Annotated in this window: 8 protein-coding genes; 2 read left to right on the top strand and 6 right to left on the bottom strand. The window is 71.4% G+C overall.

Annotated features, from left to right (window positions below):
* Positions 1 to 8 precede the first annotated feature (8 nt).
* From DEJ08_RS16595 to DEJ08_RS16620, 6 genes are all read right to left on the bottom strand, one after another.
* Positions 9 to 2420 (bottom strand): GNAT family N-acetyltransferase, encoded by a 2412-nt coding sequence (locus DEJ08_RS16595; protein ID WP_111053752.1) that lies wholly within the window; start codon positions 2418 to 2420, stop codon positions 9 to 11.
* Positions 2417 to 3808 carry a lysine N(6)-hydroxylase/L-ornithine N(5)-oxygenase family protein gene (locus tag DEJ08_RS16600; RefSeq protein ID WP_111053751.1) on the bottom strand — a complete coding sequence of 464 codons (1392 nt, stop codon included), beginning with the start codon at positions 3806 to 3808 and terminating at the stop codon, positions 2417 to 2419. The genes DEJ08_RS16595 and DEJ08_RS16600 overlap by 4 nt, the downstream gene beginning before the upstream one ends.
* Positions 3805 to 5229 carry a pyridoxal phosphate-dependent decarboxylase family protein gene (locus DEJ08_RS16605; RefSeq protein ID WP_111053750.1) on the bottom strand — a complete coding sequence of 475 codons (1425 nt, stop codon included), beginning with the start codon at positions 5227 to 5229 and terminating at the stop codon, positions 3805 to 3807. Before DEJ08_RS16605 ends, DEJ08_RS16600 begins: the two co-directional genes overlap by 4 nt.
* Before the next feature lie 141 nt (positions 5230 to 5370).
* Positions 5371 to 7350: a LamG-like jellyroll fold domain-containing protein gene (locus DEJ08_RS16610; protein WP_111053749.1), complete on the bottom strand. Its 1980-nt coding sequence runs from the start codon at positions 7348 to 7350 to the stop codon at positions 5371 to 5373.
* Between the two features lie 99 nt (positions 7351 to 7449).
* Positions 7450 to 9900, bottom strand: coding sequence for an ATP-dependent helicase (locus DEJ08_RS16615; RefSeq protein ID WP_110863185.1), 2451 nt, complete (start codon positions 9898 to 9900; stop codon positions 7450 to 7452).
* Between the two features lie 12 nt (positions 9901 to 9912).
* Positions 9913 to 10923, bottom strand: coding sequence for a glycerophosphodiester phosphodiesterase family protein (locus DEJ08_RS16620; RefSeq protein ID WP_111053748.1), 1011 nt, complete (start codon positions 10921 to 10923; stop codon positions 9913 to 9915).
* A gap of 106 nt (positions 10924 to 11029) precedes the next feature.
* Between DEJ08_RS16620 and DEJ08_RS16625 the strand changes: the two genes are divergently transcribed.
* Entirely contained in the window at positions 11030 to 12043 is a 1014-nt protein-coding gene (locus DEJ08_RS16625) for a DUF817 domain-containing protein (protein ID WP_111053747.1), read from the top strand.
* Positions 12044 to 12074: 31 nt separating this feature from the next.
* Positions 12075 to 12938, top strand: a complete 864-nt coding sequence (locus tag DEJ08_RS16630; RefSeq protein WP_111053746.1) for a Bax inhibitor-1/YccA family protein — start codon at positions 12075 to 12077, stop codon at positions 12936 to 12938.
* Positions 12939 to 13034 lie beyond the last annotated feature (96 nt).

The raw sequence follows: 13034 nt of genomic DNA on the forward strand, positions 1-13034 counted from the left end.
GCGCGCCCCTACCGGCCGATCGGGTTCACCATCGCCCCCGCCCGGATGAGCGACGCCGACTGGTCCGCCAGGTCCACCATCGACAGGGTGTTCCGCAGCTGCAACCGGTTCAGGCACGAGTGCTCGAACGTCGGCACCCGCAGGTCCAGGGGACGCCGGCGGTCCGGGTGCGCGGCGGCGTGGGCGTCGATGCACTCCCCCACGACCTGCCAGAAGCGGGACTCCGGCAGCACCCCGTCGTCGTCGAGGATCGCGGCGACGAACCGCAGCACCCCGTCGAACACGTCGGTGAACACCGCGAGCGCGGCCTCGTCGTCGGACACCGGGTGCACGATCCGGTCGATGTCGGCGGGTACGGGGCGGTCGTCGTGCCGACCGAGCACCGCGGCCTCCTCGCCGATGTCCTTCATCACGGCGCGGACCACGACGCCGTCGCGCACGACGAGCACCAGGTTCTCGCCGTGCGGCATGAACACCAGGTCGTGCACCGTCAGGCAGTGCACGACGGGCAGCAGGTAGGCGTCGAGCCAGCGCCGGACCCAGACGTCGGCGGGCAGACCGGATGCCTCGATCAGCGCCGAGACCACAGCGTTCCCTGAGGCGTCGCGGTGCAGCAGCGCCGCCATCGTCAGCAGTCGCTCGCCGTCCGCCACCCGTGGCAGCGGACTCTCCCGCCACAGCGCCGCGAGCATCTTGCGCTGCGGCGAGGACACGTCGACCCGGTGGTAAGCGTCGCCCGTGTAGCCGATGGCGGCGTGCTCCCGGAGCACCGAGAACCCGGCGGCGGCGAGCGTGGGGTCGGCGGAGACGATCGACTCGACCCAGTCGTTCACGGCCGGGGTGTTCCGCATGTACGCGGGCGACATCCCCCGCAGGAACCCCATGTTCTGCACGGCGAGCGCCGTCTTCACGTACGAGCGTGCCGGCTCGGTGCGGTTGAACGCGGTGCGGATGGACTGCTGCGGCTGGTACTCGTCGGGTCCCTCGCCCAGGTCGACCAGGTCCTGTCGGCCCAGGTCGGGTGCGAAGGTCACGGCGATCCGGTGCTGCCACTGCCACGGGTGCACGGGCAGCCAGACGTAGTCGTCGGGGTCGAGCCCGCGACGCTCCAGCGTGGCACGGAACCCGGCCACGACCGCCGCCGACAGCTCGGACTCCCAGTGCGCCTGTTCGGTCCGGTCCGCGGCGAGCGCCAGGTGCGTGTGCTCGCGTCGGGCGGCGAGCCACCGGTACCGGAACCGGCCGCCGGACTCGGGCGCGAACGCCCGGTACTCGTCGAGCCCGAACCCGATCCGGCCGTTGGCGGCGACGAACGCCGGATGCCCCTCGGTCATCGCCGCCTCGACGTCCTGGAACGACGCGACGACGTCCTCGACGGAACCGGACGAACCGGACGATCTGGACGCCTCGGCCGACCCGGCGGACCCGGCCCCGCCCCGCCCCCGCGCCAGCTGCCCAGCCGACGGTCCGCCCCGCCGGTGCTTCGCCGCCGCACTCGCCAGCGTCGACGCGATCTCCTCCAGGTACGTGCCGAGCAACTCGTCGGGGATCGCGAGCGCCTCGTGCAGTTCGAGCACGAGCTCCTGCGCGCTGAGCGGCGCCGGCGCCCCCGCACGGGTCCGCGTCAGCGAGGCCTCGTCCATCGACCAGAGCTCGAGCACGTGCTGCCGCGCCCGGAACCGGTAGGTCGACTCCCCCGCCTCGAGCCGCCACCCGTCCCCGTCCGGCACGGGAGCGATCAGCCGTTCGTGGGTGAACTCCGCGATCGTCTTCGCGACGAGGTGCCGTTCGGCGGGCTCCAGGTGCTCGGGCCGCAGGTGCGCGGCCGGCCCGTCGTCATCGGGAACGCCGATGCGATCGGTGTCGAGCACCGACAGCAGGGCCCGCTTGCCGTCGACGTCCACCTGTCGCAGGGCGCGGAACCCGACCTCGGCGTTCTTCGCCTGCACGGCGGTGTTCCGCACGTCCGGTTCGACGACGACCCGGCGCGCGCCGAGGGCGTCCCGGCAGTGCTCGACGACGGCACGCATCACCGCGCTGGTCAGGCCGTGCACACGACGGTCAGCGGGCGCCGGCGCGACGAGCAGGTGCATGCCGACGTCGCCGGGTTCGGCCGCCCACACGTCGGTGAGCAGGACGGCGGAGGGGTCGTAGGTCTCCGCCAGGAAGCACGGCTCTCCGTTCCGGCGGCCGAGCCACGCTGCCTGCGCGGGGTCCGCCTGCACGCCGGCCAGGTAGGCGCGCACGCGGTCCACGTCGAGGTCGCCCATCTCCCACCACGACGACGCCGGGTGGGCGAGCCACGACTGCACGACGGCGGCGTCGCGTTCCGGGTCCACGGGTTCGACGGTCAGGAGGCCCGGCTCGGCTCCCCCAGGCGCGGTCGCGTCCGGCGCCGTGGTGGTCACGGTCGTGCTCATGCGGAGACCTCCGCGCGCTCGGTCGCGGGCCGGGCCGGCGCGCGCTCCGCCGCGCCGGGGTGGGCGGTGGACGGCGCTGCTGTTGACGGCCCCGAGGCGGGCAGGCCGAACTCCTGGAAGGCGATCCGGGCCTCCAGGCCGTACACGGGGCGACCCGTGACGGACCGGATGATCGACGCGTTCCGCCACGCACCCATGCCGAGGTCGGGCGCGGTCAGGCCGTGCGTGTGCTCCTCGGCGTTCTGCACCCAGATGCGTCCGCCCAGGGTGTCGACGTGGTGGTCGCGGGCGACGGCCAGGCGCCCGCGGGAGTCGCGGGCGACGAGGTGCTCGACCGGGTCGAGGAACCGCGGGACCCGCGGGGTGTACCCGGTGGCCAGCACCAGCTGCTCGACCTCGTGCTCGTACGTCTGGTCGAGCTGTTCGTGGCGGAGCGTCAGCCGGTACGTGCCGCGGTCGGCGAGCCAGGCGGCGTCGACGACGCTCGTCTCGGTCCGGAGCGTCGTCGGGACGGGGCCGCGCGCGCTGATCCGGTAGAGCTGGTCGTACAGGTCGTCGACCAGGTCCGCGCTGATGCCCTTGTACAGGCCGCGCTGTTCCCGCCCCAGGCGATCGCGGACGGCTTCGGGTAGCCCGTGGAAGTGGTCCGTGTACTCCGGGCTCGTCATCTCGAGGGTGAGCTTGGTGTCCTCCATCGGGAAGAACCGGGGCGACCGCGTGATCCAGTCGAGGCGGTAGCCGTCCTGCCGGATGTCCTCGAGCAGTTCGCGGTAGACCTCGGCGGCGGACTGCCCGCTGCCGACGACGGCGATCGACCCGGCCTCGCGCAGGGCGTCGCGGTTCGGCAGGAACTCGGCGGAGTGCACGGCCGGCCCGCCGATCCCACGCAGCGGGGCGGGGACGGACGGCTCGGTGCCGATCCCCACGACGACGTGGTGTGCGCGGTACGTCTCGGGACCCTGATCGGTCTCGGCGTGCACCGTGAACGTGTCGGTGACCGGGTCGTGCTCGACGGTGGTCACCCGGCGGCCCCACCGCAGGGTGTCGAGCCGGTCGGCGGCCCAGCGGCAGTAGGCGTCGTACTCGCTGCGCAGGGGGTGGAAGTCCTCGCGGATGTAGAACGGGTACAGGCGGCCGGTCTCCTTGAGCCACGCGAGGAACGAGAACGGCGAGGTCGGGTCGGCCATCGTCACCAGGTCGGCGAGGAACGGCACCTGGATGGTGGCGTCGTCGAGCATCATGCCGTGGTGCCAGGCGAAGCCGTCGGCGGCGTCGAGGAACACCGCGTCGAGGTCGGCGATCGGGTCGGTCAGGCAGGCGAGGCCGAGGTTGAACGGGCCGATGCCGATGCCGACGACGTCGTGCACGGGCTGCTCATCGCGGTTCATCGGTTCGCTCCCTCGGTCTCGGTGGTGGCGGCGCGCACCCGGGCGGCCGTCGCGACGACGTGCTCCAGCGACGCGCGCATCTGCTCCGGCGTCGTCTCCGGGTTGAGCAGTGTGAGCTTGTTGCACGGCCGGCCGTCGATGACCGTCTTGGCGATGAGCACCCGGCCCTCGGCGAGCAGGGCCGAGCGGATCGGGGCGACCAGCGCGTCGGCGGCCTCGTCGGTCATGCCGGCGGGCTGCCAGCGGAACAGCACCGTGCTCAGCTGCGTCGGCGCGACGAGCACCAGGTCCGGGTGCTCCTCGACGATCCGGTGGGTGGCCGCGGCGAGGTCGATGACGGCGTCGAACGCGGCACCGATCGCGTCGGCACCGGTCGCCCGCAGCGTGGCCCAGAGCTTCAGGGCGTCGAACCGGCGGGTGGTCTGCAACGACTTGTCGACCTGGTTCGGCTCGGCGGCGTCCTCCGGGTTCAGGTAGTCGGCGTACCAGGCGGTGCGGCGCAGGTCCTCCGGGCGCTGCACGAGCAGGGCGCTCGACGACACCGGCTGGAAGAACGACTTGTGCAGGTCGGCGGTCACGCTCCGGGCCCGTTCGACGCCGTCGAGCAGGTGCCGGCGGGTCGGGGACACGAGCAGCCCGCAGCCGTACGCGGCGTCGACGTGCAGCCACACTCCCTCCAGATCACAGACGTCCGCGATCGACTCGAGCGGGTCGATGACCCCGCGGTCGGTGGTGCCGGCGGTGGCGACGACGGCCATCGGCGTCTGCCCGGCTGCGCGGGCGGCGGCGATCGCCTCGGCGAGGGCGGCGGGCACCATCCGGCCGGCGTGGTCGGTGGCGACGGCGACCACGGCCTCGAGCCCGAGCAGTCGCGCCGACTTCGCGATGCTGAAGTGGGTCTCCGCGGTCGTGAACACGGTGCCGCTGCTGCCGAGGGCCTCGCGCGCCAGCAGCAGGGCCTGCAGGTTCGACTGCGAGCCGCCCGAGGTGAAGATGCCGTCCCCCGCGGCGAACCCGATCCGACCGGCGAGCCAGGCGACGACGTGCCGCTCGATCTCGGTGCCGATGCGGGACTGGTCCCAGGTGTCGACCGACGGGTTCACGGCGGCCAGGACCGATTCGGCGGCGACCGCGGGCAGCGCGACCGGGCAGTTCAGGTGCGCGAGGTACGCCGGGTCGTGGAACCAGACGGCCTCGCGGACGAACAGCTCGTCGAGTTCGGCGAGTGCGCGGTCCGTCCCGAGGGGTTCGGCGTCGAGGTCGACGTCCTGCACCCGGGCCCGGAGGACCTCGGGAGCGGTGTCGGTCGTCGGACGGTCGGCGGCGGCGAAGCGGTCGGCCAGACGGTCCACCGTGGACGTCACGGCGGAGCGGTAGCGCTCGGCGGTGGCGGTGGTCAGGAGTTCGATGGGAGGTGTCACGTTAGGTAAGGCTAACCTCACAAAGCGTGATCGTGCCACCCGAACGAGGGGCGCGCCGAACGGCCGGGCGTGTCAGACGCACGTCTGCCGGGCAGCCCGAGCCCCCACCCACCGCGCGGGTCAGGCGTCCGCCGCCGGACGTCAGGCGTTCATGAACTCGCTCGGCTGCAGGGCCCGGCCGACGACGCGCACGTCGCCGATCGACCCGACGAACACGTTGTCGAGCTTGTCGCCGTAGCGGTACCCACCGAGCAGCCACGGCTTGCCGATCGTGCTGAGACCGCGGTTCGGGGTGGACGGGTTCCGCACGACCGGGCACCCGTCCACGTAGAGCACGGTGTGCGTCCCGTCGTTCACCACGGCCACGTGCCACCAGGCGCCGAGCGGCAACTCGTGCCCCCAGTTCGTCAGCGATCCGTCCTGGCTCGTCGGGTACACGCACCACTGCAGTTCGCGGTCCCCCGACAGGCTCAGCGTCATCGCGGGTTCGTCCGGGTCACCGTCGGCTCCGGTCGCCTTCCCCACCTGGCCGGCGCTCGAGTACTGCGACAGCACGGCACTGAACCCGTTCGTGCTCGGGTCGAACGTGGTCGGCAGCGCGAAGAACGCCTCGACCGTGTAGCCGTGGGGGAAGTGGGTCCGGTTGAGCGGTGCCGTGTCGACGGTCTGCAGGTGGTCGCCGCCGGTCTTGCCGCCCTGCAGTGCGAGGCTGCCGGCGCCCGGCTGGTCGGGGTGGTGCGCCGCCGTCCAGCGCAGCGCCCCTGCGACGGCACCGGTCCGCCGGGCGACCACCAGGTCGTTGCCCTTGCCGCTCTGGTCGCGCACCCGCGTCGTCGGCGCGAGCGCCGCCCCGTCCGGGTTGCCGTCGAACCGCCAGTACGCCAGCGTCCCCGGCACCAGCATGCGTGCCGCCGGCCGGGAGGCCCGTGGTGCGACCGGCGCGAACCCCGCGAAGCGCGCGTCGAAGTCCACCGCCATGGTGAAGCGGTCGACGTCGCCACTGAGGTTGACCTCCTGGGCTGCGAGCTCGTTCGCGTCGCCGAGTCCGCCGGCGAGCAGGAAGGGCGACAGCGTCTCGACGTCGATGACGTTCCGCTCGAGGTCGACGTGGTACAGCCGGATCATGGCCGCCCCGCCGTAGTAGCGGTTCTGGTAGTTGGTCAGGTGGAGTGCGACGTCGTGCCCCACGGCGTTCTTCACCGTCGTGCGTCCCGGCCCCCAGTAGTGCCCGTTGAGCGTCAGGAAGACCTGGTCGTGCTTCGTGATGAAGGAGTCCCAGAGCTGCTGCCCGTAGGGGTCGAACGCCGCCCCGCCGCTGGCGTCCGAGTCGACGAGGGCGTGCGTCGTGAGGATGACCGGAGCGTGCGGCCGGGCGGCGAGCACGGAGCTGGCCCAGGCGAGCCCGCTCGCGCTCGTCCGCCAGTCGAGTGCCAGGACGACCCACTCGCGGCCGGCCGCGGTGAACCGGTGGGCGGTGTTGTAGCCGTCGGGGCTCGAACCGATCCAGCCAGGAGCCTTCCGGAACCGCTGCGGACCGAACACGTCGAGGTACGGGGTGCGGCCGCGCTGGTCGTCGGTCGACGAGTCGACGTCGTGGTTGCCGGCGAGCACGCTGTAGGGCGCCCCGGCTCGGTCGAGCACGTCGAAGACCGCACCGGATGCGCGCATCTCGGACGCCGCACCGTTCTGGGTCAGGTCGCCGAGGTGGACGAGGAACACCGTGTTGTGCCGGGCCTGCTCGCGGACGACGTACTCGAGCGAGGCGCGCATCGGCGCCTGGTCGACCGCGGCACCGTCGAACATGTACTGCGTGTCCGGCATCACCGCGACGGTGAAGCGTGGCGAGGTCGTGTCCGGGCGCCACCGTCCGGTGTGGCCGCGCACCACGGCTGCCTGCGCGGCCGCCGCCGATCCGCCGAGCGCTGCCGGAGCCGCAGCGGGTGCCGCGGTCAGCGAATCGGCGACGGCCGGGGCGCTGCCGAAGCCGTTCGACGCCACGAGACCGGCGGCACCGGCGAGTCCGGACCCGACCAGGAAGCCCCGGCGGGAGACCGGGATGCGCTTGCTGCGCTCTCCGGCGTGGTCGTTGGCGTCGTCGCGGTCGTCAGGGCTGTTCTGCACAGCACCGCACCGTACGGATCGCGGGGGAACGCCCCGGGTCCGTTCCGTGAACTCCAGACCGGCCGCGGCTGCCGGTTCGGTGTGGACCGGTGAGGGCTCCTACAGCTTCTCGATCGGGGCGATCTTGATGAGGAGCTTCTTGCGGCCCGCGGAGTCGAACGCGATCTCGGCGATGCGCTTGGCACCCTGCCCCGTCACCGCGGACACCGTGCCCTCGCCGAAGTCGACGTGCTTGATGCGGTCACCGGCGACGAGTTCCATGTCGCCGTTGTCGCGCACCTGCCCGGACACCCGGTTCGCCCACTCGGTCTTCGGACGGGTCTTCGAGGCAGCCGCTGCGCGGTCGTACGAGCCGCCGCCCCAGCCACCACCACCGCGGTAGCCACCGCCGCCGCCGCCACCGCCGCCGAAGCCGCCGTCGCGCTTGGCGTTCAGGGCACGGGGCTGCGTGCCACCGCGGCTGTTCGCCATGCCCGGGGACTGCTTCCACTCGATGAGCCCCTCGGGGATCTCCTGCAGGAAGCGCGAGGGCATCGCCACGTTGACGTCACCGAACTGGGCGCGGGTCATCGCGAGGGACAGGAACAGGACCTTCTTGGCGCGGGTGATGCCCACGTAGAACAGCCGGCGCTCTTCCGACGGACCGCCGGGTTCGTTGGCGGACATCCGGTGCGGGAGCAGGTCCTCCTCGACGCCGGTCAGGAACACCGCGTCGTACTCCAGGCCCTTCGCGGTGTGCAGGGTCATCAGTGAGACCGTGCCCGAGGAGTCGTCGAGCTCGTCCGCCGCGGCGACCAGCGAGACCTCGGTCAGGAAGTCCGACAGCGTGCCCTCGGGGTTGTTCTTCTGGAACTCACGCGTCACGGCCACGAGCTCGTCGATGTTGTCGGCGCGGGCGGCGTCCTGCGCGTCGGGCGACTTCCGCAGGTTGTCGAGCAGTCCGGAGCCGTCGAGCAGCTGCGTCAGGGTGTCGACCACCGGCTGCGTCGGGGCCTTCTCGGACACGGCGTCGAGCAGCGCCGCGAACTCGGTGATGGCGTTCCGCACCTTCGGCCCGAACCCGAGCTCGCCCGCGTGCCGCAGGGCGTCGCGCATCGTGGTCTCGTGCTCGTCGGCGTAGCGCTGCAGCGTGGTCTCGGTGACCGAGCCGATGCCGCGCTTGGGCACGTTGAGGATGCGGCGCAGCGCCATCGGGTCGGCCGGGTTGGCGACCGTGATCAGGTACGCCATGGCGTCCTTGATCTCCGCACGCTCGTAGAACTTCGTGCCGCCGAGCACCCGGTACGGGATCGCCGCACGGATGAAGATCTCCTCCAGTGCACGGGTCTGCGAGTTGGTCCGGTAGAACACCGCCATGTCGCGGTAGTCCATGCCGTCTTCACGCAGGCGCTGGATCTCGTCGGCGACGAACTGCGCCTCGTCGTGGCCGGTGTACCCGGTGAAGCCGACGATCTTCTCGCCGGCGCCGACGTCGGTGAACAGGCTCTTCGCCTGGCGGTCGAAGTTGTTCGCGATGACGGCGTTCGCCGCGTCGAGGATGTTCTGGGTCGAGCGGTAGTTCTGCTCGAGCAGGATCGTCTTGGAGTTCGGGAAGTCCCGCTCGAACTCGACGATGTTGCGGATGTCCGCCCCGCGGAAGGCGTAGATGGACTGGTCGGAGTCGCCGACCACCGTCAGGGACGCGGGGGCGATCGACCCGTCGGTCTCCCGCATCCGGGCGACGTGCTGGCCGGAGTCCTCGAGCTTGTCGACCTGTTCGACCGGAACCGGGCGGGTGAGCTCACGGATCAGGGCGTACTGGGCGTGGTTCGTGTCCTGGTACTCGTCGACCAGGATGTACCGGAAGCGGCGCTGGTACAGGGCGGCGACGTCCGGGAATGCCCGGAACAGGAACACCGTCTGCCCGATGAGGTCGTCGAAGTCGAACGCGTTCGCCCGGCGGAGTTCGTTCGTGTAGCGCCGGAACACCTCGGTGAACATGACCTCTTGCGGGTCGTTCACGTTGATGTTGCGCGCGTAGGTGTCGATGTCCTGCAGCTCGTTCTTGAGCTTCGAGATCTTCGACGCCGCGGCGCCGACGGTCAGCCCGAGGGAGTCGGCCTCGAGCTCCTTGATGATCCGCTTCAGCAGCGCCTTGGAGTCGGCGGAGTCGTAGATCGTGAACGACTGCGGGAACCCGAACCGCTCGGCTTCGCGCCGCAGGATGCGCACGCACGCCGAGTGGAACGTGGAGATCCACATCCCCTCGGCCTCGCCACCGACCAGGGCCCGGACGCGCTCGCGCATCTCGGCCGCGGCCTTGTTCGTGAACGTGATCGCCAGGATCTGCGACGGCCAGGCTTCGCGGTTGGCGAGCAGCAGCGCGATGCGGCGGGTGAGCACGCTCGTCTTGCCGGAACCGGCACCGGCCACGATCAGCAGGGACTCGCCGCGGTACTCGACGGCTTCCTTCTGCTGGGGGTTCAGACCCGCGGTGAACGGGTCTTCGTACGCGCGGGCACCGGCGCCCGGTTCGGGCGTCGATTCGAAGGGGTCGAGCACGATCGTCATGTCCGGGACAGTCTAGGCGGGACCTCCGACAGCGGACCGGGCGAGCACCGCCAGGTCGGGGTGGTCGGCGAACACCCCGTCGAGTCCGGTGCGGATCACGGACGTGAACCACCGCTCCCAGTCGCCGAACGCCGCGACGTCGCCACCACGACGCAGCGGCGACGGCAGGAACCGGTTCTCCGGCCGGAGGGTCCACGTGTACACCGCGAGCCCGGCGGCATGGGCGCGTTCGACGATCGCGCTGCGCACCGGCGTCGGGTCGTCGAGTGCGACGCTGTCGACACCGGCCATCAGGGTGCCGAGGTCGACACTGATGCCGTGGAACTCGGTCGCGAACGACGCGAGCGCGTCCTCGGAGCGCTCGGCGGCGTAGGTGGGGGCGAGCGACCCGTGGGACGCGACCTCGTCCGCGGCGCTGCCACGGGCCTCCTGGAGGTACACGAGCCGACCACCGGTCCCCCGCTCGCGCAGGTCGCGCAGCACGCCCTTCTCGAAGCTCTCCACCGTGAGCCGCTCGTCCTGCCGCCACCCGGCCTCGCCGAGCGCGGCGTCGACGAGTGCACCCATCGGGAACCCGGCGCGGTCGAAGGACGCGGCGTGCTTCACCTCGGCGACGAGCCCGACCGGGCGGGGCGCCGCGTCGAGGATCGCAAGCAGGTCGACGAGCCGCAGGATCGGTTGCGCACCGTCGTGCTCGGCGGATCCCGGACGCAGCACCGGCAGGCGCTCGCGGGTGCGGAGCGTCTGCAGCTCGGCCCACGTGAAGTCCTCGGTGAACCAGCCGGTCAGGGTCTGGCCGTCGACGGTCTTCGTCGTGCGCAGGTGCCGGAACTCGGGGTGGTCGGCGACGTCCGTGGTGCCCGAGACCTCGTTCTCGTGCCGGAGCACCAGCACGCCGTCCTTCGTGGGCACCAGGTCCGGTTCGATCGCGTCGGCGCCGAGTTCGATCGCGAGCTCGTACGCGCTCCGCGAGTGCTCGGGACGGTAGCCGGACGCACCGCGGTGGGCGATCACGAGGGTCATGGCGCGACCCTACTTGCCGCGGGTGACCAGCGGGGCACCTGTGTCGCGGGACACACCCGGCGCTCCGAGGCCCGTCGTTTACAGCGACGACGCCGACCATCGCCGCATGACCGTCCGTTCGCTCTCCACCGCCGTCGAGGCCCGGATCGACCGGGCCGCACGCCGTCTGCTCGACGCCGGGCACCAGCCGCACCGACCCGTCCGGGTGTTCGTCACCGAGTTCCTGGTGTTCGGCGCGAAGCAGGCCTGGGCGTGCGCGTTCGGGGCGCTGCTGCTCGCGACCATGGCGGTGGTGCACCTGACGGTGCCCGCGGCGATGCGGAACGACGTCCTGACGATCGCGGCCGTGCTGCTGCAGGTCGGGATGCTCGTGTTCGGGCTCGAGACCGTGCGGGAGCTCCGGGTCGTCCTGCTGTTCCACGTCGTCGGCACGGTGATGGAGGTGTTCAAGACCCACATGGGCTCGTGGACCTACGAGCCGGGTGGGCTGTTCGTCGTCGCCGGGGTGCCGCTGTTCTCGGGGTTCATGTACGGCGCCGTCGGGTCGTACATGGTGCGGGTCTACCGGCTGTTCGACCTGCGGTTCGACCGGTACCCGCGGCAGTGGCTGCTGGCGGTCGTGGCGGGCGGGATCTACCTGAACTTCTTCGGCCACCACTTCGTCGCCGACGCCCGGTACGTGCTGCTCGCGCTCGTGCTGCTGCTCTTCGCCCGCACGACCATGCACGTGCGGATCCACCGGGCGACGCTGCGGATGCCCGTGCTCGTCGCGATGGGACTCGTCGCGGTGTTCATCTGGGCGGCGGAGAACGTCGCGACCTGGGCCGGGGCGTGGAGCTACCCGGCGCAGCTCGCGGTGTGGCAGCCGGTGGCACCGACGAAGATCGTGGCGTGGTTCCTGCTCATGACGATCTCGGTCGCGCTCGTCACCTGGCTCTACCCGGCGCTGCCGTCGGGACGGGCGCGCTCGACGGGCTCGGCTGGCTCGACGGCGGACTCTCGACGTCCTCGGGGCGCGCGTGCAGCGGGCGACCCTAGGCTTCCCTCGACGGGGCCCGCTGGGCCCGCGTCCGCTCGCCGCGAATCCTCAGCCTTCCGCGACCGAGCGCCCCTAGGCTGAGAGGACTCGAATCTCCTAGGAAGAGGACACCATGGCCTTCAAGCCCGGTTTCGACCAGTCCCCCGCCTTCAACGCACAGGGGGCAAACACCTGGGGCGGGCGCGGTGCTGGTCAGCAGCAGGCCGGCTGGGGACAGACCCCGCAGCAGGCCCAGGGCGGCATGACCCCCGAGCAGCTGCAGTACATGTACGACCGTCCGACTGCGTCCCCGGTGGACACCGACCGCATGTCGTACGAAGACACCATCGTCAAGACGCTGCTCGCGTTCGGCGTGCTCGTCGTCGGCGCGGTGGCCGGTTGGAACCTGCCCCCGGCCGTCTGGATCGTCGCGGCGGTCGTCGGCCTCGTGCTCGGCCTCGTGAACACGTTCAAGAAGAAGCCGTCACCGGGCCTGATCCTGACGTACTCGTTCGTCCAGGGTCTGTTCGTCGGTGGCATCTCCGGCGCGTACAACTCGATGTGGGGTGGCATCGTCACCCAGGCGGTGTTCGGGACGCTCGGTGTCTTCGCCGTGACGCTCGCGCTCTTCGCATCGGGCAAGGTCCGCGCCACGCCGAAGGCCACGCGCTTCTTCCTCGTCGCGATGGTCGGGTACATGGTGTTCTCGCTCATCAACCTGGTCCTGATGTGGACCGGAGTGACGGACACCGCGTTCGGTGCCCTCGGGATCACGATCTTCGGAATCCCGCTCGGCGTGATCATCGGCATCCTCGTCGTGGTCATGGCGGCGTACTCGCTGATCCTCGACTTCGACCAGATCCAGACCGGTGTCCGTCGTGGTGCTCCCCGCATCTACGCCTGGACCGCGGCGTTCGGCCTGATCGTGACGATCGTCTGGCTGTACCTCGAGATCCTGCGCATCCTCGCCATCCTCGCGAGCAGCTCGCGCAACTAGTACCACCGCACACGCGAAGGGCCCCGGCGCTGCCGGGGCCCTTCGTCGTTCCCGGGCCGGTGGACGCGCGAGCGGCAGCGGCCCCAGTGGTCACAA

Origin of the sequence: Curtobacterium sp. MCLR17_054, from assembly GCF_003234335.2 — a bacterium.
Lineage (GTDB): Bacteria > Actinomycetota > Actinomycetes > Actinomycetales > Microbacteriaceae > Curtobacterium > Curtobacterium flaccumfaciens.

Excerpts from the sequence above, each read along its gene's own strand:
- DEJ08_RS16595 (WP_111053752.1), bottom strand. The coding sequence starts at position 2,420 with ATGAGCACGACCGTGACCACCACGGCGCCGGACGCGACCGCGCCTGGG.
- DEJ08_RS16600 (WP_111053751.1), bottom strand. The coding sequence starts at position 3,808 with ATGAACCGCGATGAGCAGCCCGTGCACGACGTCGTCGGCATCGGCATC.
- DEJ08_RS16615 (WP_110863185.1), bottom strand. The coding sequence starts at position 9,900 with ATGACGATCGTGCTCGACCCCTTCGAATCGACGCCCGAACCGGGCGCC.
- DEJ08_RS16620 (WP_111053748.1), bottom strand. The coding sequence starts at position 10,923 with ATGACCCTCGTGATCGCCCACCGCGGTGCGTCCGGCTACCGTCCCGAG.
- DEJ08_RS16625 (WP_111053747.1), top strand. The coding sequence starts at position 11,030 with ATGACCGTCCGTTCGCTCTCCACCGCCGTCGAGGCCCGGATCGACCGG.
- DEJ08_RS16630 (WP_111053746.1), top strand. The coding sequence starts at position 12,075 with ATGGCCTTCAAGCCCGGTTTCGACCAGTCCCCCGCCTTCAACGCACAG.